Origin of the sequence: Paraburkholderia piptadeniae, assembly GCF_900007165.1 — a bacterium.
GTDB lineage: Bacteria > Pseudomonadota > Gammaproteobacteria > Burkholderiales > Burkholderiaceae > Paraburkholderia > Paraburkholderia piptadeniae.
On sequence record NZ_CYGY02000068.1, the window covers coordinates 1 to 25,370 of the forward strand.

The 25,370-nt window shown below is 62.1% G+C and carries 26 protein-coding genes; 8 read left to right on the forward strand and 18 right to left on the reverse strand.

The window, feature by feature from the left end; genetic code table 11:
- Both BN2476_RS32580 and BN2476_RS32585 read left to right on the forward strand, forming a co-directional pair.
- Positions 1–228, forward strand: a 228-nt coding sequence (locus BN2476_RS32580) for an isocitrate/isopropylmalate family dehydrogenase (RefSeq protein WP_235851063.1), incomplete at its 5' end; no start/stop codon positions are given.
- Positions 229–403: 175 nt separating this feature from the next.
- The gene (locus BN2476_RS32585) at positions 404–1,375 is read left to right on the forward strand and encodes a LysR family transcriptional regulator (RefSeq protein WP_087738473.1); all 972 of its coding nucleotides are present in this window, start codon (positions 404–406) and stop codon (positions 1,373–1,375) included.
- 107 nt (positions 1,376–1,482) lie between these two features.
- Here the strand turns inward: BN2476_RS32585 and BN2476_RS32590 are convergent, their stop codons facing one another.
- The gene (locus tag BN2476_RS32590; RefSeq protein ID WP_087738323.1) at positions 1,483–2,862 is read right to left on the reverse strand and encodes an MFS transporter; all 1,380 of its coding nucleotides are present in this window, start codon (positions 2,860–2,862) and stop codon (positions 1,483–1,485) included.
- Between the two features lie 310 nt (positions 2,863–3,172).
- On the opposite strand from BN2476_RS32590, the gene BN2476_RS32595 reads away from it, so the two are divergent.
- Entirely contained in the window at positions 3,173–3,688 is a 516-nt protein-coding gene (locus BN2476_RS32595; protein WP_087738324.1) for a GNAT family N-acetyltransferase, read from the forward strand.
- 18 nt (positions 3,689–3,706) lie between these two features.
- Here BN2476_RS32595 and BN2476_RS32600 read toward each other — a convergent pair whose 3' ends face one another.
- Complete coding sequence (locus BN2476_RS32600; RefSeq protein WP_087738325.1) at positions 3,707–4,558, reverse strand: alpha/beta fold hydrolase; 852 nt, start codon at positions 4,556–4,558, stop codon at positions 3,707–3,709.
- A gap of 118 nt (positions 4,559–4,676) precedes the next feature.
- Positions 4,677–5,093, reverse strand: coding sequence for a cupin domain-containing protein (locus BN2476_RS32605; RefSeq protein WP_087738326.1), 417 nt, complete (start codon positions 5,091–5,093; stop codon positions 4,677–4,679).
- A gap of 239 nt (positions 5,094–5,332) precedes the next feature.
- On the opposite strand from BN2476_RS32605, the gene BN2476_RS32610 reads away from it, so the two are divergent.
- Both BN2476_RS32610 and BN2476_RS32615 read left to right on the forward strand, forming a co-directional pair.
- Positions 5,333–5,929, forward strand: coding sequence for a putative pterin-binding protein (locus BN2476_RS32610; protein ID WP_087738474.1), 597 nt, complete (start codon positions 5,333–5,335; stop codon positions 5,927–5,929).
- A 72-nt stretch (positions 5,930–6,001) separates the two neighbouring features.
- Positions 6,002–6,982, forward strand: a complete 981-nt coding sequence (locus BN2476_RS32615) for a bifunctional helix-turn-helix transcriptional regulator/GNAT family N-acetyltransferase (RefSeq protein ID WP_087738327.1) — start codon at positions 6,002–6,004, stop codon at positions 6,980–6,982.
- Between the two features lie 5 nt (positions 6,983–6,987).
- On the opposite strand, the gene BN2476_RS32620 is transcribed toward BN2476_RS32615, so the two are convergent.
- The 8 genes from BN2476_RS32620 to BN2476_RS32655 all read right to left on the reverse strand — a co-directional run bounded on the left by BN2476_RS32620 (position 6,988) and on the right by BN2476_RS32655 (position 13,696).
- Entirely contained in the window at positions 6,988–7,602 is a 615-nt protein-coding gene (locus BN2476_RS32620) for an HAD family hydrolase (RefSeq protein ID WP_087738328.1), read from the reverse strand.
- Between the two features lie 35 nt (positions 7,603–7,637).
- The gene (gene hpaI / locus BN2476_RS32625) at positions 7,638–8,444 is read right to left on the reverse strand and encodes a 4-hydroxy-2-oxoheptanedioate aldolase (protein ID WP_087738329.1); all 807 of its coding nucleotides are present in this window, start codon (positions 8,442–8,444) and stop codon (positions 7,638–7,640) included.
- Positions 8,445–8,453: 9 nt separating this feature from the next.
- Positions 8,454–9,257, reverse strand: coding sequence for a 2-oxo-hept-4-ene-1,7-dioate hydratase (gene hpaH, locus BN2476_RS32630; RefSeq protein ID WP_087738475.1), 804 nt, complete (start codon positions 9,255–9,257; stop codon positions 8,454–8,456).
- 81 nt (positions 9,258–9,338) lie between these two features.
- Positions 9,339–9,737, reverse strand: a complete 399-nt coding sequence (locus tag BN2476_RS32635; RefSeq protein ID WP_087738330.1) for a 5-carboxymethyl-2-hydroxymuconate Delta-isomerase — start codon at positions 9,735–9,737, stop codon at positions 9,339–9,341.
- Positions 9,738–9,756: 19 nt separating this feature from the next.
- The gene (gene hpaD, locus BN2476_RS32640) at positions 9,757–10,620 is read right to left on the reverse strand and encodes a 3,4-dihydroxyphenylacetate 2,3-dioxygenase (RefSeq protein ID WP_087738331.1); all 864 of its coding nucleotides are present in this window, start codon (positions 10,618–10,620) and stop codon (positions 9,757–9,759) included.
- Positions 10,621–10,701: 81 nt separating this feature from the next.
- Positions 10,702–12,159 carry a 5-carboxymethyl-2-hydroxymuconate semialdehyde dehydrogenase gene (gene hpaE / locus BN2476_RS32645; RefSeq protein ID WP_087738332.1) on the reverse strand — a complete coding sequence of 486 codons (1,458 nt, stop codon included), beginning with the start codon at positions 12,157–12,159 and terminating at the stop codon, positions 10,702–10,704.
- A gap of 17 nt (positions 12,160–12,176) precedes the next feature.
- On the reverse strand, positions 12,177–12,935 hold the full coding sequence (locus BN2476_RS32650) for a fumarylacetoacetate hydrolase family protein (RefSeq protein WP_087738333.1): 759 nt from the start codon (positions 12,933–12,935) through the stop codon (positions 12,177–12,179).
- Positions 12,932–13,696, reverse strand: a complete 765-nt coding sequence (locus tag BN2476_RS32655) for a fumarylacetoacetate hydrolase family protein (protein ID WP_087738334.1) — start codon at positions 13,694–13,696, stop codon at positions 12,932–12,934. Before BN2476_RS32655 ends, BN2476_RS32650 begins: the two co-directional genes overlap by 4 nt.
- Before the next feature lie 346 nt (positions 13,697–14,042).
- Between BN2476_RS32655 and BN2476_RS32660 the strand changes: the two genes are divergently transcribed.
- Both BN2476_RS32660 and BN2476_RS32665 read left to right on the forward strand, forming a co-directional pair.
- A complete protein-coding gene (locus BN2476_RS32660) occupies positions 14,043–14,459 on the forward strand; it encodes a heme-binding protein (protein ID WP_087738335.1) in 417 nt (138 codons plus the stop codon).
- Positions 14,460–14,506: 47 nt separating this feature from the next.
- On the forward strand, positions 14,507–16,690 hold the full coding sequence (locus BN2476_RS32665) for a malate synthase G (protein ID WP_087738336.1): 2,184 nt from the start codon (positions 14,507–14,509) through the stop codon (positions 16,688–16,690).
- Between the two features lie 93 nt (positions 16,691–16,783).
- Here the strand turns inward: BN2476_RS32665 and BN2476_RS32670 are convergent, their stop codons facing one another.
- The 3 genes from BN2476_RS32670 to BN2476_RS32680 all read right to left on the reverse strand — a co-directional run bounded on the left by BN2476_RS32670 (position 16,784) and on the right by BN2476_RS32680 (position 20,468).
- Positions 16,784–18,229 carry an MFS transporter gene (locus BN2476_RS32670; protein WP_087738337.1) on the reverse strand — a complete coding sequence of 482 codons (1,446 nt, stop codon included), beginning with the start codon at positions 18,227–18,229 and terminating at the stop codon, positions 16,784–16,786.
- Between the two features lie 119 nt (positions 18,230–18,348).
- Positions 18,349–19,500, reverse strand: a complete 1,152-nt coding sequence (locus BN2476_RS32675; RefSeq protein ID WP_087738338.1) for a CaiB/BaiF CoA transferase family protein — start codon at positions 19,498–19,500, stop codon at positions 18,349–18,351.
- An 8-nt stretch (positions 19,501–19,508) separates the two neighbouring features.
- Positions 19,509–20,468 (reverse strand): hydroxymethylglutaryl-CoA lyase, encoded by a 960-nt coding sequence (locus BN2476_RS32680; RefSeq protein WP_087738339.1) that lies wholly within the window; start codon positions 20,466–20,468, stop codon positions 19,509–19,511.
- Positions 20,469–20,707: 239 nt separating this feature from the next.
- Between BN2476_RS32680 and BN2476_RS32685 the strand changes: the two genes are divergently transcribed.
- Positions 20,708–21,625 carry a LysR family transcriptional regulator gene (locus tag BN2476_RS32685; RefSeq protein ID WP_087738340.1) on the forward strand — a complete coding sequence of 306 codons (918 nt, stop codon included), beginning with the start codon at positions 20,708–20,710 and terminating at the stop codon, positions 21,623–21,625.
- A 17-nt stretch (positions 21,626–21,642) separates the two neighbouring features.
- On the opposite strand, the gene mdtD is transcribed toward BN2476_RS32685, so the two are convergent.
- The 4 genes from mdtD to BN2476_RS32705 all read right to left on the reverse strand — a co-directional run bounded on the left by mdtD (position 21,643) and on the right by BN2476_RS32705 (position 25,259).
- Entirely contained in the window at positions 21,643–23,088 is a 1,446-nt protein-coding gene (gene mdtD, locus BN2476_RS32690; RefSeq protein WP_268957971.1) for a multidrug transporter subunit MdtD, read from the reverse strand.
- Positions 23,089–23,710: 622 nt separating this feature from the next.
- On the reverse strand, positions 23,711–24,361 hold the full coding sequence (locus BN2476_RS32695) for a hypothetical protein (RefSeq protein ID WP_087738342.1): 651 nt from the start codon (positions 24,359–24,361) through the stop codon (positions 23,711–23,713).
- A gap of 47 nt (positions 24,362–24,408) precedes the next feature.
- Complete coding sequence (locus BN2476_RS32700) at positions 24,409–24,792, reverse strand: hypothetical protein (protein WP_235851064.1); 384 nt, start codon at positions 24,790–24,792, stop codon at positions 24,409–24,411.
- Positions 24,789–25,259, reverse strand: a complete 471-nt coding sequence (locus BN2476_RS32705; RefSeq protein WP_143811096.1) for a hypothetical protein — start codon at positions 25,257–25,259, stop codon at positions 24,789–24,791. The genes BN2476_RS32700 and BN2476_RS32705 overlap by 4 nt, the downstream gene beginning before the upstream one ends.
- Between the last annotated feature and the right edge of the window lie 111 nt (positions 25,260–25,370).

The window sequence follows — 25,370 nt, forward strand, 5'->3', positions numbered from 1 at the left end:
GCGCCCGATATCGCGGGCAGGGGCATCGCCAATCCCATCGCGATGATCTGGTCGGCTGCAATGATGCTCGACTTTCTCGGCAACGGCCAGGGCAAGGAACGCGAGGCGCACGATGCGATTCTCGCAGCCATCGAAGGCGTGCTGAAGGACGGCCCGCGTACGGGCGATCTCGGCGGCAAAGCCAACACGGCGGAAGTGGGTGCCGCGATTGCACACCGGCTTGCGTGATTGCACCCGATTGAACTACATCCGCGCGCGAGTGCTCTTATGACAGAGGACGCGCGCCGGGAAAATCGATTCGCGGCGGCAAATTCATCGAAGCGCGCGATCGCTCGCCGCAGCAGCCAGCGGGCGCATCGCGACAGCGATTTCCAACTCGGTGGATCAGGCATTACATCAGCTCATGCCAAGCCTTCGCAAGAAACTGCCGAGTGCCAATGCGCTGTTCGTGTTCGAAGCGGCCGCCCGCTGCCGCAACTTCACGCACGCCGCGCAGGAACTAGATGTGAGTCAGCCGGCCGTGAGCCGCATGCTCGCGCGCATGGAGGACCATATCGGCGTGCGCCTGTTCGAACGCGTGCGCGGCGGCATCGAGTTGACGGAGAGCGGCAAGATTCTGTATCGCGCGATTTCGGAAGGCTTCGATGGCATCGAAAACGCAATACGCGAAATCGAGGCCCGCGCGATGGGTGTCGAGCCCGTCATGCTCTCCGTATCGACGGACTTCGCGACGCACTGGCTGATGCCGCGCATGGGCCGCGTTAAGCAGGCTTTCCCTCACATCGATTTGCGGTTTCAACTGATTGGCGGGCATAGCGACGCGCCGCTCAATGACGTGGATCTGGGCATGCGCTTTCTGCACGACAGCGAGATCGACGAGAACGCGGTGTTCGTGATGCCGGAAACGTTGCTGCCCGTCTGCAATCAGCGCTATCTCGACACGGTTCGTACGGACGCCGGCCGCGCACAAGGCGACACGCTGATCGTAACGGACAACGAACAGCACGGCTGGCACGAACACTTTAGCGCGTTCATCGGAAACGGACGACGTGTCGTGGGTATGCTGAGCTTCGCCGACTACGCGAGCGCCGTGCAAGCCGCGCTGCTTGGCCAGGGCATCGCGCTCGGCAGGCTCGATGTCGTGTCGCATTGGCTCGCGCAAGGCGCACTACTGCCCGCCGAGCACGAAGTGATCGTGACGGATTGGCGTTGCTGTCTTCTCACGCCGGCCAACAAACCGTTGCGGCAGATCGTTGCCAACCTGCGCGACTGGCTCGTTGAAGAGACACGCAACGATATGCGCATCGTCGCGAAGAAGTACCCGAAGCTCGGCTTGCAGGAAGCGATGAAGCAGACGGGGCTGAAGTTTGGCTAGGTGATGGCGCCTATGGCGCGGATGCGAGCTAGCGCGTGTTTGAGCCAAACCCGAAATGCCCGCAAGTGGTCCAATCGAAAATCGCGCGCTTGCGGACATTCAGAAGATCACTTCAACTGCACTCGCTTGATTTCACCCACGATCAGCAGATAACTCACGATCGCAACCAGCGCATTGCAAGCAACGAACACGAGTGCGCCACTAAACGACCCCGTCAGCTTGACGATGTAGCCAATGATGATCGGCGTGGTGATCGCGGCGATGTTGCCGAACGTATTGAACATGCCGCCGCTCAGACCGGCGATCTGCTTCGGCGACGTATCCGCGACAACGGCCCATCCGAGCGCGCCCAGCCCCTTGCCGAAGAATGCGAACGCCATGATAGCCACGACGACAGCCGACGAATCGACGTAGTTGCACGCGATCATGCTCGTCGACAGCAACATGCCCACCACGATCGGCACCTTGCGCGCGACGGTCAGCGAACATCCCTTGCGAATCAGGAAATCGGAGAAGATTCCGCCAAGCACGCCGCCGATGAATCCGCACACGGCAGGCAAAGCGGCGACGAAACCCGCATTGAGAATCGACATGCCGCGCTCTTTGACGAGATACACGGGGAACCAGGTCAGGAAGAAATACGTGAGCGTCGTAATGCAGTACTGGCCGATATAAACGCCGAGCAGCATCCGGTTGCGCAGCAACTGCTTGACGTACGACCACTTCGGCGCTTCGTCCGTGGATTGGGCAGCGACGTTCGATTCGCGCGTCGCCGCTTCGTCGGCGACATTGCGCTTCTTCGGTCCATCCATGTCGACGAGCGCGCCGCCCTCCTTGATGTGGTCGAGTTCGGCGCGGCTGATGCGCGGATGATCTTTGGGACCGTAAACCGTCTTCATCCACGCGATGCTCACGACAATGCCCACTGCGCCCATGAAATAGAAGACATACGGCCAGCCGAAGCGATGCGTAACCCAGCCCATGATCGGCGCGAACATCACTGTCGCAAAGTACTGCGCGGAATTGAAGATCGCAGAAGCCGTGCCGCGCTCGGCAGCGGGAAACCATGCGGCCACGATGCGGCCATTGGCGGGAAACGACGGCGCTTCACTCAAGCCGACAAGAAAGCGCAGCGCAAACAGCGTGCTGATCGCGAGCGAAATGCTCAGGTAAGTGACCGTGCCCTGCAATACAGTGAACAGCGACCAGATGAAAATGCTCGCCGCGTAAACGCGTTTCGATCCGAAGCGGTCGAGCAGCCAGCCGCCCGGCAATTGACCGATCACATACGACCAGCCGAATGCGGAAAAGATGAAGCCCATGGCCACCGCGTCGAGACCGAGATCTTTGGACATCGCAGTGCCCGCCATCGAAAGCGTCGCGCGGTCCGCATAGTTGACGGCCGTGACAAGGAACAGCATCGCAACGATCCCGTAGCGGATTCGCGTCTTCTGTCCCACGGATACGCCTTGCACAACGTTGGCCATGAATCGTCTCCTCCTGACGCGCCGACGTTCTGCCGGCAAGATTCGCAAACGCAGCATGAAGGCTCGCGCTCATAGGTTGTCTGATAACAGAATGAAACGGCACAATGATTTTTGCAACGACGCGTTTACCCTGAGCATCTTTCCCTAAAGCGCTCGCCATGGACAAGTCACACATGTTTAGCATGCCATCAAGTGCGTGATCAAGGGATTTGAGAAGTGGTTGCAGACATGTGTTATACGATGACGTATATCGCCAAATTTCGGCGTGCATTCGCGGCTGATCAGCAGGTCCATGCCTTAAAATCGCGCGATGAACCGAGTTCGCCCTCACATTCGCCCCCTGTGTGCGAGCGATGCAGTCGCTTACGCGTCGCTGCGGCTGTGCGCCATTGACGAAGCGCCTCACGCGTTCGCGTCCACGCGCGAAGATGAGGGAAAACGCTCTCTCGATGAAATCGAGGCGCGTATCTGTTCGACGGCGAACCAGATTGTGTTCGGCGCCTTCGACGGCGACGCGCTCATCGCCGTGGCGGGACTCAAGCGCTATCCGTTGCGTCCCGTGCAGCAAAAGGGCTTTCTGTGGGGCTTGTTCGTCGTGCAGGCGCATCGCAGGAGCGGCATCGCGCGGCAACTGATTGCCGTCGCCGTCGATCACGCGCGCGCAATGGGCCTGACCCATATCGCGCTGAATACGGACGCCGAAAACGCCGGTGCACTCGCGCTCTACAGATCGACGGGATTCGAAGCCGTCGACAACGAGCCTTGCGTCGACGGAATCGACGACGATACGGATCGCGAAGTCGAGATGATGCTGCGGCTCAAATGAGCGAGCCTCGTGCGGCTATCAATAGCCGATAAATGAACTGAGCATCCGGTTGAACGCAGCCGGACTGGCGACGTTCATGCCATGCGATGCGCCCGCAATCGTTCCTCGGTCCGCGAGATAGATCCACTCTTGAAGACTGTCGACGTTATTGCGGAACATGCGCGGGCTCTTTTGCCCATCGACGAGCAGCGTCCGACACTTCACTTGCGCCGCCGCGTCGCGTGAATAGGCAGGCAGCGGATCGCGAAACTGCTTGGGCAGCGTGCTCGCGTTGTCGAGCGCCATCGTGCGAAAAGTGGTCGTGCTCTTTCTCCATGCGCCGGGTGTGCTGACGGAATCGACGAATAGTTCGAGTCCCGGCTCGACGATACCCTCTTCGATCATGCCCGCGACTTTCGCGCGCAAAGCGTTCGTGGTGGCGGGCAGCGACGCTTCGCGCACGCCGTCCTTTTGCAGCGGCCCACCGGGATCGGCGAGCGTCAGTGTTTTGACGAGACGCGGATATTCGCACGCCAGGTGAAACGCGATGCACCCGCCTCGCGAATGGCCCACCACATGCACGGGCGCGAGATCCAGCGCGTCGATGAACTCCGCCAGTTCGGCGACATGAGCGTGCCAGCTAAAGTCGTCCTGAATGCACGCGTCGGCAGCCGGCCAATAGTGGCTGAGGCTCGGAGCGATGCAGCGAAAACGCGCGGAGAGCGGCGCGATCTGCGCGTCCCAGTAACGGTAGTCGCACAGCGATCCGTGGACGAATACCACGGGCTCACCCACACCGCGTTCGATGTACGGAATGCAGATGCCCGATGCGACGTTCGCGAAGGTCAGTTGAGGATTGGCCAGTAACGCGTGGTCGGTTCGCATGTTCATGGCAGTCACAATCTCGGGTAGGTCGTCGTGTGACTACTATGCCGCAATCGCGGGCGTAAGAAAAACGCGTAATCCGCATCGGATTGTTCAGCTTTTCTGATACCTGCTGAACGCACTGTTATGGCGCGCTGGACGGATCGTAGGGCACCACTTGCTCATGCTCTTCAGGATGATTGCGCGCCACGATCGCGCGAGCCGGCGTCGTCGTACTGAGATTGAAAGGCTGATGCGGCACGCCGGGCGGTATGAAGAGAAAGTCCCCCGCTTCCGTCACAACTGACTGACGCAAGCCCGGCCCATAACGGGTCTCTACACGCCCTTCCAGAACATAGATTCCCGTTTCGTAGCCGCTGTGAATGTGCGGTTCGGCGTGTCCGCCGGGCGGGACCACGACGAGGTACATCGACAACGCCTGCGCGCCCGTCGTCGTGGCCGAAATGCCCACGAAATACGGCAGGCGCTGACTCGTTGCGATCTCCCTGTCGGGATGCACCACGACGAGCGGCGCCAGTTCGCCTTGCGATTCGTCTTTCATGCGCGATCCTCCCCGGTTCCGTGGAATGGGCGCGGATTGAATGAAAAGCCGCATTCAATGTAATTTGATTCTACGCTGACGCGTTGCTGCTTCAGCATCGGTGAAAGGTTTAGTGACTGCAGGTTTAACGTTGCGCGTGTAAAAACCGCAGAGCATCATGAAACGCGCACACGCGAGCGCAGACCTTCGCGTCGACTGGCAATCGCCTGAAAACAGGCTCATCAGCGGAGCAAATGAACATGAACAAACGTCAGTTCCTGACCAGCGCCGCTGCATTCGGCGCAGCCGTGACGCCTGCGTTCGCCGCAACGAACACCAAGCATCCCGCTTGCGCGGCGGCGTCCGCGATCCTGACCGTCTCGGGTGCGATCAAGCGCACGAATCGCGGCGCACTCGATCCGGCATTCGATCAGTTGATGGCGAAGCAACTGGTCAAATTCCCGGAGGCTTATACGTTCGATTACCCGTCCGTCGCCGGCCTGCCCGCCGTGACGATCAAGCCGACAATCGAATACGACGCGAAGCAGCACACTCTGAGCGGCCCGTTGCTGACGAACGTGCTCGAACAGGCCGGTGCGCCCAATTCCGGCGACACCAAGATTGCATTGCGCGCAGTCGATGGCTATACGGTGCTGACGACGCTCGACAACGTGCGCGCCTGGAAATTCGTCGTCGCGACTCACATGGACGGCAAGCCGATGCCATTGGGCGGACTCGGTCCTTTATGGGCGATCTACGACGCCGACAACATTCCGCAACTCGCGGCAAAGCCATTGAAAGACCGCTTCGTACTATGTCCGTGGGGGCTTTATCACATACAGGTGAGCGAGGCGTAGAGAAATCACGCCCCTTGCATAAGTTGCGCTTCGCAACTATAGTAGTTGCGAAGCGCAACTCCAGGAGCCGTGATGGACATCATCGATAAACCTTCCCAATCACGCGACAAGACCATCCTCGAATTGCGCGAGTTCTCGCGCAAGCTCGTTCGCGAACTCGGTTTCATGCGATCCACGCTCGCGGAAAGCGATCTTGCACCATCGGCCGTCCACGCGATCCTCGAAATCGGCGCGACGCCCGGCATGCAGGCGCGCGATCTCGCCCATCTACTGCGCCTCGACAAGTCGAACGCCAGCAGGCAGATCGCAAAGCTGGAATCGGCGGGGCTCGTCGAGCGCACGGCATCGAACCAGGATGCGCGTTCGTCGGAGCTTTATCTGACGAGAGCAGGCCAGCAGCTGCGCAAGAAAATCGACAAGTTCGCAACCGATCAGGTGTCGAGCGCTTTGCGCAAGCTCGCGCCGTCCGATCAACAGGCGTTGGTGCGTGCGTTGTCGCTGTATGCGAGCGCGCTCGCGCAGGACAACGATGCCAAGGAGAATCAGACGCCATCGGCGCCGCACGTGCAAATCGTCGAGGGCTACTACCCCGGCTGCATCGGCGACGTCGCGAGCCTTCACGGTCGCTATTACTCGCAGCACTCGGGCTTCGGCGTGTTCTTCGAAAAGCGCGTCGCGACAGAGCTCGCGGCGTTCGCAGAATCGTTGCCGGACCCTGGCAAGGGGCTGTGGCTCGTCGTCGACAACGCGCGCACGCTTGCGTCGGTCGCCATCGACTCGGACGCATCGACGCGCATCGCACACCTGCGCTGGTTCATCGTCGACGATTCGCTGCGCGGCTCGGGTCTGGGCCGGCAATTGATGGCACGCGCGATGGCCTTCGTCGACGAACGTTTCGACGAGACCTACCTGTGGACGTTCAAGGGCCTCGACGCCGCGCGTCATCTGTATGAGGCGTTCGGCTTCACGCTGGCCGAAGAAGCGGACGGCACGCAGTGGGGAAAGACGGTCGTCGAACAGCGTTTCATCCGGCGCACGAAGCCGCCTCGATAGAAGCGCTACAGCAGATCGAATCGTGCAAGCTCTCGCGAGAGCGCATCCGCATCGACGAACTGATACGCGTGCAAACCGGCATCGATTGCGCCTGTGACGTTGGCCTCCGAGTCGTCGATGAAAAGCGTTTCGCGCGCATCGACGCCGAGATGGCCGACACAGCCGAGATACGCTTGGGCCGCGGGCTTCGCCGCGCCGAATGCAGCCGACGGATAGACATGCGAGCCGAAAAGTTGCGCAACGGGCGGGTTGAGATAACCGATGTGATCCGTGACGAGGCGGCAGTTGTTGGTCAGCACGGCAATCTTGCGACGCATGGCAATCCGCGCTGCGACGGCGAGCGATTCGGCGTTAGGCGTGATCGACGCGTGGCGCGCAACGAGCCAGTCGTCGCGGCTGACGCGACAGCCCAGCAAATTGCCGAGTTCGAGCAGATACTCGTCATCGGTGATCTCTCCGGCATCGGCGCGCGCTTCGAGCCCTGAGTCCCAGATCGCGTGGCGCACGGCCTCGGGCGGCTTGCCCGTGATCGACGACATGCGATCGGTCCGCGCGGCGCGGTCGTAATGTGACAACACGCCCTCCATGTCGAAGAGCACGAGTTTGATCGATGACGTCATGGTGCCGCCTCCGCATCGAACGCATCCACGCGACGCTAGTACCCGCCCTTTGCCGTCGTATCCGCGCGCCTCTGATCTGCGATATACGAAGCCGCAAGATCGGCGGCCGCGCGGCTGAGCAGCCCCGCATCGGTGCCTACGGCGACGAAGGTCGCGCCTGCCTCCAGATATTCGGCCGCGAACGCGCGATCGGGCGCGAGCACGCCCGCCGCCTTGCCCGCCGCGCGCACCGTTCGAATGCCCTCGCGAATCGCCTCGCGCACGACGGGTTCACCAGGCTTGCCGAGAAAGCCCATCGACGCGCTCAGATCCGCCGGCCCGAAGAACACGCCGTCCACGCCATCGACTTTCGCAATCGCATCCAGATTCGATAACCCTTGCACCGTCTCCACCTGCACCAGCACGCACAACTCGTCGGAAGCAGTGGCCAGATAATCGGGCACACGGTTCCAGCGCGACGCCCTCGCAAGCGCGCTGCCGACACCGCGCACGCCTAGCGGCGGATAGCGCGTCGCCGCGACGGCCGCTTGCGCCTGTTCCTCGGTATCGATCATCGGCAGCAGCAAGGTCTGCGCACCAATATCGAGCAACTGCTTGGTCAGCGCCGCATCGCTCTTGACCGGCCGCACGACGGGATGCGAGCGATACGCCGACACTGCCTGCAATTGCGCGAGCGTGCTGCGCACATCGTTTGGCGCGTGCTCGTTGTCGATGAGCAGCCAGTCGAATCCCGCCGTCGCAAGCAGCTCGACGACGTAAGCATCGGCAAGCGCCGTCCACAATCCGAATTGCGGCTCGCCTTGCGCCAATCCGCGCTTGAAGCGATTCTGGACACATTCCATAGCAAGCCCTCAGACAAAGTTGAGCGCAATACCGCCTAACGGGCCGTAATCGACATGAAACGTATCGCCGGCGCGCGCGGAAATCGGACTCGTGAACGAGCCGCTGAGTATTACGTCGTTTGCATTGAGGCGCTCGTCATACGGCGCGATCTTGTTCGCGAGCCACGCAACGCCTGTCGCCGGGTGATTGAGCACCGCCGCGGCGAGTCCGCTCTCTTCGACGGCACCGTTCTTGTACAGCAACGCGCCGACCCAGCGCAGATCGACATCCATCGGGCGCACGGGTCGGCCGCCCATCACGATGCCCGCGTTCGCGGCGAAGTCGGAGATCGTATCGAAGACCTTGCGCGGCGCGCGCGTGTCGCGGTCGAACTGCTCGATGCGCGCATCGATGATCTCGACAGCGGGCGTCACGTATGCCGTCGCGTCGAGCACATCGAACAGCGTCACGCCGGGGCCCTTGAGCGGTTTCGCGAGAATGAACGCCAGTTCCACTTCGACACGTGGCGCAATGAAGCGGTCCGCGCGAATGTCCTGTCCGCTTTCGATAAACATGCTGTCGAGGAGCGGCGCATAGTCCGGCTCGTCGATCTGCGACGAACGTTGCATTGCGCGCGACGTCAGGCCGATCTTGCGCCCTTTGATCACGTGGCCCTCGGCCAGTTTCATCTTCACCCATTCGCGCTGGATCGCATAACCATCTTCGATCGTCATCTCCGGATAGGCAGAGGAAAAATGCCGCAATTGCGTGCGCGTTTTCTCGGCGTGGTCTAGCTTCGCGGCGAGTTCGCGAATAGTCGTCTGGTCTAGCATGATGAACTCCGGTCCCATGCAAAGCGGTCGATAGCAGTTGGCGCTTTAGCGCATTACTGATCCCATGCAAGGCTGTCGCGTTCAGCTCTTCAGGCGCGCATGCAGATTGTTGTGCTTCCACGTGCCCGATTCGCTGAATTCGCTGATTTGAAGCGATAGCGCAAGGCCCTGCTTGTCGAAAACTTCGGCGAAGTGCTGCTTGATGACATCGAATAGCGCATCGCCTGTCGCTTTCTTTACGGCTTCCGAGCGGCCCGCGCCGATCTTCAGGTTCGCATGCAGAAAGGCGGCATCTTGTCTGCCGTCTGCAATGCAATACTGCTCGCAACGCAACGCGCGCACGCGTATGCCGCCGATCGGATAAACGCGCTGGTCGTTCTCGCGTTGCGCGTCCAGGCTTTGCGCGAGCTTCCCGCACAGCGCGCCGATGCTGTCGTCGTTCGCCAGATTGGCGCTGTATTCGAGCGTGAGATGTGGCACGTTGAACTCCTTCGAGCAATCAAGCCGGCAATGGCGTCACGGGAAAAATCGCGTTGATCTGCCCGGTGCCCGAACTGCCGAAATAAGGCGTCACCACTTCGGCCTTGCCTTCGTAGCGGTCCCAACCGAGTGCGCCGAGCAGCATCGCCGTGTCGTGCATGCCGCCCTCGCCCCAGCATTTCTCGTTGTAGAGCGGCAGCATGCCGCAAAAGGTCTTCCAGTCGCCCTTCTCCCAAAGCGACACCACGTGCCGGTCCGTCTGTTCGAGAAACGGGTCCCACACCTTATGCATGAATTGCTCGGCTGTGCCGTTGTTCGCGAAGTGATGGCTGAGCGAGCCGCTCGCAAGAATCGCAACCGTACCGTCGTAGCGTTCCTCGATGGCCTTGCGCACCGCGAGTCCGAAGCGCGCGCTCGTCGGCAGGTCGTGCCACATGCACCATCCCGCGATCGATACCGTCTTGAAGCGCTGATCCGAATTCATATAACGCATCGGCACGAGCGTGCCGTATTCGAGGTCGAGCGACGTCTCGCTATGCGCGCGCGTTTTCACGCCCATTTCATTCGCGACTTCCGCGATTAGCTGGCCGAGCCTCACATTGCCCGGATACGCATACGCCATGTTGTTGATGAAATGCGGCAGTTCGTTGCTCGTATAGATGCCTTCGAATTTCGGCGCGCAATTGATGTGGTACTCGCTATTCACGAGCCAGTGCACATCGAACACGACAATCGTATCGACACCCAGTTCGCGACAGCGCCGGCCGATCTCATGATGCCCGTCGATGGCCGCCTGACGGCAGCCTTTGTGCGGTCCATCGAGTTCGGATAGATACAACGAAGGCACATGTGTGACTTTGGCGGCCAGTGCAAGCTTGCCCATCGCGGTCTCCTTTGTTTAGTGCTTACTCCAGTCCCATGCAAAGCCGAATCGCTACCTGCAAAAACACTGGCGCGCAAAAATTCAAACGCCCCAGCGCGGAATATGATGCGATCCGAGCGACACGCACACGTTCTTCGGTTCGAGGAACACTTCATAGCTCCACGTGCCGCCTTCGCGCCCAACACCCGAAGCCTTCGTGCCGCCAAACGGCTGGCGAAGATCGCGCACGTTCTGGCTGTTCACGAAGCACATGCCCGCTTCGATCGCTGCGGCCACGCGATGCGCGCGCCCCGTGTTCCCGGTCCATACATAGCTCGACAGACCGTACGAGATATCGTTGGCGAGGCGAATGGCATGCGCTTCGTCGTCGAACGGAATCAGGCACGCGACCGGCCCGAAGATCTCTTCCTGCGCGATACGCATGCGGTTATCGACATCGACGAATACCGTCGGCGCGACGAAGTTGCCTTTCTTCAGCGCGTCGGGCAACGATGGCGCATCGAGACCACCGCACGCGAGCGTCGCGCCTTCCTTCGGCCCCAGTTCGATATAGCTGCGCACTTTCGCGAGATGCCCCTGGCTGATCATCGGGCCGATGATCGTGTTCTCGCTGAGCGGATCGCCAACCGAGAGACGCTTTGCGCGCTCGACAAAGCGCTCCGCGAACTTCGCGTAAATCGATTTCTGCACGAGAATCCGCGAGCCTGCCGTGCAGCGCTCGCCATTGTTCGAGAAGATCATGAACACGGCGGCATCGAGCGCGCGCTCGAAATCGGCATCGTCGAAGATCACGAACGGCGACTTGCCGCCCAGCTCCATCGAGAACTTCTTCAGGCCCGCCGTCTGCACGATGCGATTGCCCGTCGCGGTCGAACCCGTGAACGAAATGGCGTGCACATCGGGATGAGCGACGAGCGATTCACCCGCTTCCTTGCCATAGCCGTGCACGACGTTCAGCACGCCCGCGGGAATGCCCGCTTCGAGCGCGAGCGCGCCGAGCATCGAGGCCGTGAGCGGAGACAACTCGCTCATCTTCAGCACAGCCGTATTGCCGAACGCGAGACACGGCGCGACCTTCCACGTGGCCGTCATGAACGGCACATTCCACGGCGAAATCAGCGCGCACACGCCGACGGGATGAAACAGCGTGTAGTTCAGATGCGAATCGGTCGGGTACGTATGGCCGTCGACGCGCGTGCACATCTCCGCGAAATACGAAAAGTTGTCGGCGGCACGCGGCACCAGTTGCTTGCGCGTTTGCGAAATCGTTTGGCCCGTGTCGCGCGTTTCCGTGTCGGAGATTTCGGGCACGTGTTTCGAGATCAGTTCGCCGAGCTTGCGCGCGAGTTTCGCGCGCTCGGCTGCGGGCGTGGCGGCCCATGCGGGAAACGCGTCTTTCGCTGCGCGCACAGCCGCGTCGATATCTTCGCCGGTGCCGCGCGCGACTTCGGCCAGTACTTCTTGCGTCGCCGGATTCACGGTCTCGAAGTAGTCACGAGCGGCCGTCGATTGGCCGTTGATCAGATGTTCGATTCGCATTGGCATGTCCCAGACAGTCAGTCGCGGTTGAAGTCCGCGTCGGAAGCGATCACGTTGACGAGACGGCCGAGGCCATCGATCTCGCAGACGACCTCGTCGCCCGCATTCACATTGACGACGCCCTCGGGCGTGCCCGTCAGAATCACGTCGCCGGGCGCGAGCGTCATGAAGCTGCTCAGATATTCGATCAGCGAGGGAATGTCGGTGACGAGATCGCGCGTATTGCCCTTTTGTTGCAGTGTGCCGTTCACGTAGGTGCGCAACTCGAGCTGCGCAACATCGGCAATATCGGCGGCATCGACGAACCACGGTCCGAGTACCGTTCCGCCATCGCGATTCTTCACGCGCAGATTGGGCCGGTAGTAGTTCTCCAGATAGTCGCGGATCGCATAGTCGTTCGCGATCGTGTAGCCCGCGACGTACTGCATTGCCTCGTCGCGTTTCACTTCTTTCGCGGGCCGGCCGATCACCACGGCGAGTTCGCACTCGTAGTGCATGAACGCCGCATCGTTGGGACGGCGCGTCACCCCTCGATGACCGATCACGCTGCCTGGCCCCTTCAGAAACACGAGCGGCTCTTCCTGCTTCGAGAATTGCAGCTCCTTCGCGTGCTCCGCGTAATTCAGACCGAGCGCGAAGATCGTGCCGGGTTCGATGGGCGCTAGCCATACGACTTCTTCTTCGCGACAGACGCGGCCATCGGCAAGCCTCACGCCGCGCTCGTGCGGATACGCCTCGTGAATGGCGCCTGCATACGCAACACGGCCGCGCATCATCGTTCGCCTCCTTCTTTCGACGTCGTCGAGAAGCGCAACGGCGTCCATGCGCCGATCGCGATGCTCACCTTGTCGCCCGCGTGCGCGATGGGCGCGCCATGCGGGACACCCAGCGTCAGCACATCGCCGGGGGAAAGCGTCATGAAGTCCGTCACATCGGCGATCAATTGGGCGACGTTGCGAATCGAAGTAGAAGTGCTCGCATCGAATGCGCGCTTTCCTTCGATGCTGATCGCAATACAGAGCGCATCCGCATCGGCCACGTGCCGTCGCGCGACCACGGCAGGACCGATCACACAGAAGCCATCGCGCGCGCGAAACCGCACCGACGGCCGATAAACGCTTGCATGCGGCACGCAAAGATCGGCAACGATGGTGTATCCCGCGACGAACTCCAGCGCCTGCTCGACGCTCACGCGACACGCCGTGCGTCCGATCACGATGCCGAGCGATCCGCCGACTTGCACGCCATGCTCATCGTCAGGCACGACGACTTGCGCGCCGTGCCCTGCCAGCGTGTTACGCGGCTTCACGTACACAACGGGCGCTTTCGGCGGCGCCTTGTACGGCGGAGCATGGACGGCGTCGCCCAACGCATCGAGCGCGGCACGATCGTTCAACAACGTGCCATAGACCGTGCCGCATACGGGCGGACGACAGGTCTTTCCATGCGCGAGCAGCGCGCTCACGGCGGGCGCATCGACATCGCGTGCGAGCGGCTCGCCTTCGAGATGAATCCGGTGATCGTGGATTACGAACATGGCCTGGCTACATCCGTCAATTCACTAATATCTTAGTAGTATTCGCGCAGCTCAACCGATGGTCAAGCGCATCGGTGGTCAGCGCGGGTTTTCCCTGGCGCGGCACTTGCATGCCATTGCTCTGTGATGACGAGACCTTACATGGGGACAGAAAAAACTGGTACGACCAGTGTTCCACCGGGTCGACAAGCAGCGCAGAACACGGAACAATGGACCCCAAGTCATATATAAGACTGGACCTCGCTCGCGCGTAAATCGTGCGTGTGTGCGCCGCCTGTCATGTCGATCCGCGACTCGCGACCGGTCTGTAGATGGAAGTCACCTCAATCGTTTCAGGAAACGCAACATGCAGACAAAATCCGTTCTGACGGTCGCCGAGTCGACGACCATCATCGAAGCGGCGCGCGCCGAAGCCGAACGCAACCAGTGGGCCGTCGCCATTGCCGTCGTCGACGACGGCGGCCATCAACTGGCGCTGCTGCGCCTCGACAACTGCGCGCCCATCGGCGCCTACATCGCGACCGAAAAGGCCCGCACGGCCGCGCTGGGCCGCCGCGAATCGAAGCAGTATGAAGACATGATCAACGGCGGCCGCACCGCATTCCTGAGCGCGCCGCTCTCGGGTACGCTGGAAGGCGGCGTGCCCGTTGTGGTAAATGGTCAGGTGGTCGGCGCCGTCGGTGTTTCCGGCGTGAAGGCCGATCAGGATGCGCAAGTGGCAAAGGCCGGTGCCGCGGCCGTTGCCACCCGTGCGAATGGTTGAACGCCGCCCCGAAGCTAGTCGAAATCTCGCCCCTCTTGGAACAGCCCATGACCCAAATGACTCAACGCGGCGGATTGCAGGTCGCCGCGAACCTCGAACAGTTCATCGAAAAGGAAACCCTGCCTGGAACCGGTGTCGATAGCGCCGCATTCTGGGCCGGTTTCGATGCCATCGTGCACGACCTCGCGCCGAAGAACCGCGCGCTGCTCGCCGAACGCGACCGCCTGCAGGTCGAACTCGACAAATGGTATCGCGCCAACCCCGGCCCGGTGCGCGACCTGCGCGCGTATCGCAGCTTCCTCGAAAGCATCGGCTATATCGTGCCCGCGCCTGCGAGCGTGAAGGCCACCACGGAGAACGTCGACCGCGAAATCGCCGAACAGGCGGGCCCGCAGCTCGTCGTGCCGCTGTCGAACCAGCGTTACGCGCTGAACGCAGCGAATGCGCGCTGGGGCAGCCTGTACGACGCGCTCTACGGCACCGATGCGATCGACGAAACCGACGGCGCCGAGCGCACCGCGAAGTACAACCCGGTGCGCGGCGCGCGCGTGATCGCGTACGCGCGCAAGTTCCTCGACAATGCCGCCCCGCTCGCGAACGGTTCGCACGCGGATGCGACCGGCTACCGCGTCGAGAACGGCAAGCTCAGCGTCGCACTGACGAACGGCGCGACCACGCTGGAAGACCCGGCGCAGTTCGTCGGCTATCAGGGCGACGCGAATGCGCCGTCGGCCGTGCTGCTCAAGCACAACGGTCTGCACTTCGAAATCCAGATCGACGCAAACGATTCGATTGGCAAGACCGACCCCGCGCACATCAAGGACGTGCTGATGGAAGCGGCTGTCAGCACGATCATCGACTGCGAGGACTCGGTTGCCGCCGTCGATGCCGACGACAAGGTGCAGCTGTATCGCAACTGGCTCGGCCTGATGGTCGGCACGCTGACGGAAGAAGTCACGAAGAACGGCAAGACGTTCACGCGCCGCCTGAACGCGGACCGCGAGTACACGGGCGCAAATGGGCAAGCCCAGGCCGTCAGGCTGCATGGACGCTCGCTGCTGTTCATCCGCAACGTCGGCCATCTGATGACGAACCCGGCCGTGCTCGATCGCGACGGTCATGAGATCCCCGAAGGGATTCTCGATGCCGTCGTCACGACGCTGTGCGCGCTGCACGACCGCACGCACAAGTTCAATTCGCGCACGGGCTCCATCTACATCGTCAAGCCGAAGATGCACGGCCCCGCCGAAGTTGCGTTCGCGAGCGAGGTGTTCGCGCGCGTCGAAGATCTGCTCGGGCTCGCGCGCAACACGATCAAGATGGGCATCATGGATGAAGAGCGCCGCACGAGCGTGAACCTTTCCGCGTGTATCGGCGAGGCATCGGCGCGTGTCGCGTTCATCAACACGGGCTTCCTCGATCGCACGGGCGATGAGATGCACAGCTCGATGGAAGCCGGCCCGATGATGCGCAAGGGCGATATGAAGTCGAGCAAGTGGATTGCCGCGTACGAGCGCAGCAACGTGCTGGTCGGTCTCGCTGCGGGCCTGCGCGGCCGCGCGCAGATCGGCAAGGGCATGTGGGCGATGCCCGACCTGATGAAGGCGATGCTCGAACAGAAGATCGGTCATCCGAAAGCGGGCGCGAACACGGCATGGGTGCCCTCGCCCACGGCCGCGACGCTGCATGCGCTGCACTATCATCAGGTCGACGTGCAGGCCGTGCAGAAGGAACTGGAGCGCACGGACTTCGCGAGCGCGCGCGACGAACTGCTCGACGGGCTGCTGACCATCCCCGTCGTCGAACGCGCGCGGTGGAGCGACGACGAGATCCGCCAGGAAGTCGAGAACAACGCACAGGGCATCCTCGGCTATGTGGTGCGCTGGATCGATCAGGGCGTCGGCTGCTCGAAGGTGCCCGACATCCACAACGTCGGCCTGATGGAAGACCGCGCGACGCTGCGCATTTCGAGCCAGCACATCGCGAACTGGCTGCGTCACGGCGTCGTCAAGCCGGAGTTCGTGAAGGAAACCTTGCAGCGCATGGCGAAGGTCGTCGATCAGCAAAACGCAGGCGACCCGAACTACAAGCCGATGGCACCGAACTTCGATGCTTCGATTGCGTTCAAGGCGGCGTGCGCGCTGGTGTTCGAAGGCTGCGCGCAGCCGAGCGGCTATACGGAACCGTTGCTGCACAAGTTCCGTTTGCAACTGAAGGCAGGCAAAGCGTAATTTCCTGCGCTTAGCCGTTGCATGACGACAAAAACGCCGGCCGGATCGCCAAAGACCCGGCCGGCGTTCCTGTTTTTAGCGATTAGCGCGATCTCAATGGCAAAGCTCTTCGAGCCGGACGCCATTCGTTTTCGGCCCGAATCCGCCGATCGAAATCATCACGACGATCATACACGCGGTGATGCCGACGAACACCCCCGCAACGCCGAACTCACGCAACAGGTGAGCGATGACGAAGCCCGACATCATTGCGCCGATGCGACTCGCCGAATAGACGATCCCGTTTGCGCGGCAACGGATGCGCGTCGGGAATAGCTCGGCCTGATACGCGTGATAGCAAACGGAGATGGTCTGTCCCGCGAGACTGATGAGCACGCCGAGCACGATCAGCGGCACGACGGCTTTCATCTGCCCGAACATGAGCCCGAACACGACCACTGCAAACGCGGAGCCTACGATCAGCCATTTGCGCTGAAGCCTGTCGGCGAACAGCATCGCGAGCAACGGACCCGAAGGCAATGCAATGGCGATGATGAACGAGTAAAGCAGGCTCTTCGTCACCGTGATGCCTTGACCGATCAGCAACGTCGGCACCCAGTTCGCGAATCCGTAATAGCCGATCGCCTGGCAGAAGTTGAAGACGATCAACATGATGAGCCTCGAGCGATACGGCGGCTGCCACAATTCCGCGAGCGACGCGCGTCGATGCGCGGGCACTTCGACGGCAGGCAGCGGCTCCGGCAACGCTCGACCCGTTTGACGCGCGGCCATCGCTTCCATCTTTCTGACCACGCGGTCGCCCTTTTCGACATGCCCGTGGCTCGCGAGCCAGCGCGGGCTTTCCGGCACGACGAGACGAATGAACCATACGATCACCGCGCCCGCCGAGCCGATCAGCACGACCCAACGCCAGCCGTCGATGCCGGCGAACGTGGTCGGCACGAGCCAGTACGAAAGGATCGCCGCGGCAGGCGCGGCCGCGAACATCACCGCCTGGTTGAACGCCATCGCGCGGCCCCGCATGTGCTGCGGCACAAGCTCGGTGACGTAGCTGTCGATCGTCACGATTTCGATGCCCACACCGATGCCCGTGATGAAGCGCCACAAGATCAGCCCTTCAGGCGTGTGCTGAAAGGCCAGTATCGCGGAGCCGACCGAATACCACAGCAGCGACACCGTGAACACCTTGCGGCGCCCGAAACGGTCCGGCAGCCAGCCGAAGCAGAACGTGCCGACGAACAGCCCCGCGAACGTCGACGCAATAAAGCCCGCGATGCCCTGAAGTACGAAGAACGAGTCCGTCGTCGTCTTGAGCAGACCGCTCTTCGCCATCCCCGGCGCGATGTAGCCGGTGAAGATCAGATCGTAGACCTCGAAGAATCCGCCGAGCGAAATCAGCAGGACGAGCATCCACAGATAACGCGTGACGGGCAAGCGGTCCATTCGCGCCGACAATGCCGCCGCCGCGCGCAAATTGGTCTGCGCTTCGGAGGGCGCAAACGGGGGATTGTCCGCTGTCGCGGGTATCGTGCGCTGCATAGTTGTCTGTCTCCTGAAATGCGCCATCAGTTGTCGGGTTGGTCTGGATGCCTGATGGTCGGTGCTTCGTTGGTGTCAGTCGGTATCGGTCGGTCTCCGTTTCGCGGCCATCGACGCGGTCACGCAGTGGCGCGCCCCGTCAGCCGCGAAAGAATCTCCTGCGTGTGCTCGCCGACTTTCGCCAGCGCCTGACGCACGCCCGGCCGCCGCCCGCCCATCGTCAGCGGCAGCAGGACCACTTCTGTCGTGCCGCCGTCGTCGGTTTGCATCGGCACGAGTCCGCCGCTTTGCTTCAGATGCGGATCGTCGAACAGTTGATCGGGGCGCACGATGTGCGCGTAAGGAATGCCCGCTGCTTCGAGCTTTGCCGCGAGGTCGTCGGCGCGATGGTGCTTCACTATGTCGCCCAGACGCGCGAGCAGTTCGGGACGCACGGCCACGCGCATCGCGTTGTCCGCGAATTGCGGCTCGCTCGCGAGATCCGGCCGGCCAATCACATCGCACAGCGTGACGAACTGCCTGTCGCTGACGGCGCCGATGAACAGTTGCTCATCATTCGCGAGCGTAAACACGTCGTACACGCTCCATGCGGAGACACGCGACGGCATCGGCGGCGGCGCTTCATGCGTCATCGCGTACTGCTGCATGTGCTGGGCGGCGAGGAACACGCAGTTCTCGAACAGCGCGCTTTGCACTTCCTGTCCTTGCCCCGTGAAGTCGCGTTCGCGCAGCGCGGCGAGCACGCCGATCGCGCCGAACATGCCGCCCATGATGTCGTTGACCGACGTGCCCGCGCGCAGCGGACGCCCTGCCGGCCCCGTCATATACGACAGACCGCCCATCATCTGCACGACTTCGTCGAGCGCGAGCCGCTTTTCATAGGGCCCCGGCAAAAAACCCTTGTGCGATACGTAGATCAGGCGCGGAAACTTCTTCGATAGCGTGTCGTAGTCGAGGCCCAGCTTCTGCATCAACCCCGGCCGGAAGTTTTCGAGCATCACGTCGCACTGGCCGATCAGCTCTTCAGCGGCGGCGTGACCGTCGGGCGTGTTGATATCGAGCACGACGCTCTTCTTGTTGCGGTTGAACGTGCGAAAGAAGCCGATGCCGAGGCCCGGCAGCTTGCGCGTCTTGTCGCCGCCGGGCGGCTCGATCTTGATGACTTCGGCGCCGAGATCCGCGAGGATCATCCCGCATGTCGGCCCCATGACCATGTGAGTGAATTCGATGACGCGCACGCCTTCGAGAGGCAGCCGGCTGGATGTGCTCATGTTGAACCTCAGGCGGTAACGATGGGATTCGCGGTGCGCTTCGCACCGCCGTTGAATGTCTTCGGCAAGCCCGCGCGCCATAGCGTGCCGTGCAGCGTTTCGTTCGACAGCCACTGCGCGACCTTCGCGCGCAGCGCCAGCAGCCGTTCGATGTCGATGCCCGTTTCGATGCCCATGTCCGCGAGCATGTACGCGAGGTCTTCGCTCGACGCGTTGCCGCTCGCGCCCGGCGCATGCGGACAGCCGCCGATGCCGGCGAGCGTCGCATCGAAGCGCGTGACGCCCGTTTCGAGCGCGGCATACACGTTCGCGAGCGCGAGGCCGCGCGTGTCGTGGAAGTGTCCGCACCAGAAACGCTCGCCCGCCATGCGCCGCGCTTTCTCGAACAGATCGCGCACGTCGGCGGGATTCGCATAGCCAACGGTATCCGCGATGCTCACGCGGTCCGCGCCCGCATCGAGCAACGCCTGCATGCAGCGCAGTACTTCGTCCTGGTCGACGGCGCCTTGAATCGTGCAGCCAAACGCAGTGCCGATGCCGCCTTCGATCAGCGTCTTCGAGCCCGCTGCGTCGCGTGCGGCACGGATGCGCGCGACTTCGGCGACCACTTCGTCGGGCGTCTTGCGCAGATTCGCAAGGCTATGCTCGCGACTCGCGGACAACGGCACGAGCATCAGATCCGCTTGCGTGTCGATCGCGCGCTCGGCGCCTTTCAGGTTCGGCACGAGCACCGAGACGAACAGACCGGGCAGCGTCTTCGCATACGCGACGAGTTCCGCCGTGTCCGCGAGTTGTGGCAACAGGCGCGCGGGCACGAACGAGCCGGCTTCGATTTCGCGCTGACCGGCCGCATACGCGCCGGCGATCCATTGGATCTTCTTTTCCGTGGGAAGAACGGTCTGAATGCTTTGCAGCCCGTCGCGCAAGCCGACTTCGCGGATCACGACGCGGGAGGGGAATGAGGGCATCGAGGGTGTCTCCAATGTTGCATGCCGGTCGTTGCACACGCCGGCATTGTGCTAACTTTAGAGATTCCATTCGATACATAAAGCGGTATTTTGGAAGCGCCAGATTTCCGAAACGGAAACGCAGCGCGACCATCTGGCATGGACCGGAGCAAGTGCTCTACATGGGGCTGGGGTAAGTGCTGAAGCACTAACTCCAGCCACAGCTAAAGCACCAATTCAGCGCAGACAGGAGACAACCGTTGCGCGACATCGACCTGAAAACATTGCGGCTCGTGGTGGCCGTCTGCGAGCACAAGAACATGGCGCGCGCCGCGCACGAACAACATATCGAGCCTTCCGCCGTCAGCAAGCGGATCGCGCAGCTCGAAAGCGATCTGGGCGTGCCGCTCTTCACGCGCTCGCGACGCGGCGTGCTGCCGACGCCCGCCGGCGTCGCGCTGCTCGAACACGCGCGCAACGTACTGTTCACGATGGACCGGATCGCAAGCGATATCGCCGCATTCGGCAGCGGCCTGCGCGGCAGTGTGAGCGTGTGCGCGTCGGCGTCGGCGATTGCCGAAAGCCTGCTCGACGATGTCGCGTCGTTCATGAGCATGCCCGCGCACGAGAACATCCGCGTGCATGTCGAGGAGTGGCTATCGCACGATCTCGTGCGGCGGCTGCGCGAAGGCGCGGCGTCCGTCGGCGTGTGCTGGGACAACGTGGATCTCGAAGGGCTCGAGCATCGGCCGTATCGCGAGGACCGGCTCGCGCTCGCCGTGCATCCTGACCATCCGCTCGCGAAGCGCTCGACGCTGCGCTTCGCGGAGACGCTCGGCTACGAGCACGTGGGCCTGCCGCCATCGACGGCCGTGCACATGATGATGCAACGCGCCGCCGCGCGCGCAGGCGGCACCGTGTCGTACAGAGCGGTCGTGTCGAACTTCGATGCGGCGTTTCGCGTGGTCGCCGCGAAGCTCGGCATCAGCGTGATTCCGCAGGTGGTCGGCGATACGTATGCGCGCATTCTCGATGTGCGCGTGATTCCGTTGACGGACGAATGGGCGAAGCGGAGGTTCGTCGTGTGCTTTCGCGATTTCGAATCGCTACAGCCCGCGGCGCAGCGGATGGTCGATCATCTCGTCGAGCGGGCGCGGCATACGCACAACGCCCATTGATGCCCAGCGGCGCACGATCAGCGCGCCGTGCGTGCCGGCGCCGCGACGGCAGGCTGCGCGGGCGGCACGTCGAGCCGACGGAACACGAGCGCCGACAGCAGCGTGATCAGGCCGACGCACACGAAGCTGAGCATGAAGCCCGTCGACGCCGAGCCCCATTGCGCGGAAAACAAGTTGACGAGCCCGCCGCCGATCGACACGCCAAGTCCGATCGCCAGCATCTGCACCATCGAGAAGAGGCTGTTGCCGCTGCCCGCATCCGCGTGCGACAAGCCTTTGAGCGTCACGCTGTTCATTGCGGCGAACTGCATCGAGTTCGCCGCGCCGAACACGGCAAGCAGCACGATTTCCAGCAACGGCGCCGAGTGCTTCGACACCAGCGCGAACGCCACGATCGTCGAGCCGACGATCACCGTGTTGACGGCGAGAAACGCCGAGTAGCCGAAGCGCTTGATCAGCGGCGCGATCCATCGCTTCGAGACGGTGCCCGCGATCGCGGCGGGCAGCATCATCAGACCCGAACGCAACGGCGAATAGCCGAGCTGCACCTGCATCAACAGCGGCAGCATGAACGGCACTGCGCTCGATCCGATCCGGCACAGCAGATTGCCGACGAGACCGACGCTGAAGTTGGGTTCGCTGAACAGCGCGAGCCTGAAGAGCGGCCGCTTGAACGAGCGGGCGTGAGGAATGTACGCGAGCGCCGCAACGACTCCGGCCGCCGCGAGACCCGCCGACCATTCGATGCGATGCGCGCTCATCGGCGGATCGATCGCGAGCGACAGCAGGATCATCGCGAGCGAGAGCAGTCCGCAGCCGATGAAATCGAATGGCGGCGGATGCGTCGCGTGATCGTGCGGCAGATAGCGTTGTACGGTGAAGAGCCCGATCACGCCGACGGGAACGTTGACGAGGAAAATCCAGTGCCACGAAATGGACTGCGTGAGCCAGCCGCCCAGCGTCGGCCCGACGATCGGCCCGACCTGTCCCGCGACCGACACGAACGCCAGCGCCGACACGTATTGCTCGCCGGGCACGCGGCGCAGCACGGCAAGCCGTCCGATGGGCAGCAGCATCGAGCCGCCGATGCCTTGCAGCACGCGCGCAATGACAAGTTGATCGAGGGTATGCGCGCCGGCGCAGCACAGCGAGCCGAGCACGAAAACGAGAATCGCGGCGAAATAGACGCGCCGCGTGCCGAAGCGATCCGCGAACCAGCCGGATGCGGGCGTCAGCAGCGCCATTGTCAGCGTGTACGCGACGACGACGGGCTGCATCGCGAGCGGCGATGCGTGCAGGCTTTGCGCGATCGAAGGCAGCGCGGTGTTGACGATCGTCGTATCCAGCGTCTGCATGAAGAATGCGGCGGCGACGATCCAGAGTAGCGCGGTGTGTGAGGAATCCCGGGTCATGATGGAGTTCGGAGAGGCACGACCGTATTTTCGGCGTCGCGATGGTTGCACCTCGGAAACAGGCGTCTCGCCGAATCAGGCCCGCTGTATTTCTAGTGGCCGATTCGTCCACATCAGCCGTCATGGTATCGATTTCAATGGCAATCGGGAAGCCGCCTGAAGGCGTTGACTGTCATCGCAAAAGCCGATGACAATGCGTCATGCTCAATCCACTCTGGCTCAAGACATTCGCGACCGTCAAGTCCGTGGAACTAAATCTCATCCGTTTTGGGCCTTCCCAGGCCGAATTTAACATTCGGCAACAGGGGATGACTTTCGTCGCTCATTCGCATTCCGCGAATAGCCGGCGGCGGTCGTCGGCGCGAGCGCCTTATGTACAGGGCCATGGACGCGTCCACTAACCTCTGGCCGGCCGCTGGCGTTGCGCGCGCATCTGGATAGAGATTTGCGGATTGGAACTAAAGTTTACCCACACTTGCGGGTGAGCACCTGAAGTTTACACACTCTTGCCGCTGAGCACCGGAAGTATACCCAGGTCTGCCTGGGCGCGATTCAACGCTACGCGGCTAGCCTCTTTGGCCGCAGAGCGCGCCTTTCGCGACGGCCCTCGCATAAGGCCTTCTGGGCTCCAGTACCGGAATTTGGTGCACTCTCGGCAATACTGAACGGCGGACTACGCAATGTACGTCGAGTGCATGCGCCTGGCTGCATTAAGCACAGTTTCATGCCGGTCGAGAGCATCCATCGGAGCGACGGGCTGATCCTCACAGTCCCCGGTACCCCGGATCCATCCATTCTTGAAATGGAACCAGGCCGCGATCTTCCACGAGTCGGCTTTAGGGCCGAGCGCGTCCAGGATTTCCTTGATGACCGGCAGCGGCTGGCACATGGTGTCGAACTGGTAGCCGGCAAAATACTCCTTGCCGCCAATGGACACACTGAAGATGCGGCCACGGCGTTTCCAGTCTGCGGCCGGCTGTGCGTTGTTGGGTGGCGGCGCTATCTGGAGCGCATTGATCTGCTCGACTGTTAACCATTCACCTCGTGCAAGGACTGAGCGGATCGTCTCCTGACGCCTGATGCGCTCCTCGATTAGCGGCGCGACGGGAGCCGACAGCTTCGTGATCGCGTCGGCAAGCTCGTCTGCCCGCTCGATAACAACCTCTCCGAACGGCGTCTTCGTCAGCACAACCGCCACCAGATCCTCCAGCTCACGCTTGAGAGACGACACGACGGCTGGATCGGTACCAGCCGGCAGCCGCAAGCTGAGCACGGGTCCCCCAGGCGGGTCATCCGTGACCTGCTCTTCATTGACTCGGGTCATGGTTGCCTCATTGGATTACATACACCGCAGGCGTTGAGGGAATACCGTCATGTAGCCGTTCTTTCTGCCATCAGCTTGCGAACCTGCGTCATGATCCAGGCCATCTCGGCCGATGAAATGTGCCATTGTCCCGACGACACCTTCCTGGTTACCTCGGCTTCGATCCGGGAAAGCGTATCGGATAGCGACTGCCGTGGGTTTTCCGCAAGCTTCCGGCGAGCGTACGTGGCGAGCTGTCGGACAAGGTCTTCGCATGCATCGTATCTCGCAAGAAGTTCTTCATCGGTCGGCCCCGAGACAAGCTGCTCGCCGGTTCGCCGGAGCAGAATTTTCGGACGGTACCCGCCGATGGCGCCCTGAGGGTGCTCTCGAGGAAAGTCATCCGGAACGGGTCCAGCCCCTTCGCAGGCGCGGGTGTTCATGACGGTCATGCCTCTCCTTCTGGATGCGACACGTACCCGACGCACCGGTCAAAGACCAGTTCGCTAACAAGTTCGAATCGACTTTCAGGTGGAAACTGCAGACGGGAACAGGGCTTCAGTTCGCCCGTGTCAGTTGCATACCAGAATCCGACTGCACCATCCTTCTGCCCGCGTTCGCGCCAGATCGCTGTGACCCGACGCAGGCCCGCCGCCCTGTCATCGTCACTGTAGTCAAGTACGTAGACCGCAAAGGTGCCGATCTGAAGCTCGCCCGCGGCTTCCAGCAACGCCTCAGGTCCCCCGACCAGCCAGCCATCGGGCTTGTTGCTATCGTCACGCACTGCACGCGACCCAATGACCCAGAAGTTGAGCGTTTCCCCTGTCCAGGCCACGTATCGCCACGCGCGATAATCGTCCGCCAGATCGTGCATGACCGGATCCGGATCTGCCCAACCCGTGTTCGTCACTAACATCATGCCCCTTCCGCGCATTCCGGTTCGCTCGCGTACCTCGCGCCGCTCCGGCAGTCGCGCCCGCCATATCTCGTTCGATATCTCCCTGATCATCCATCGACCGGTCACGCGCCG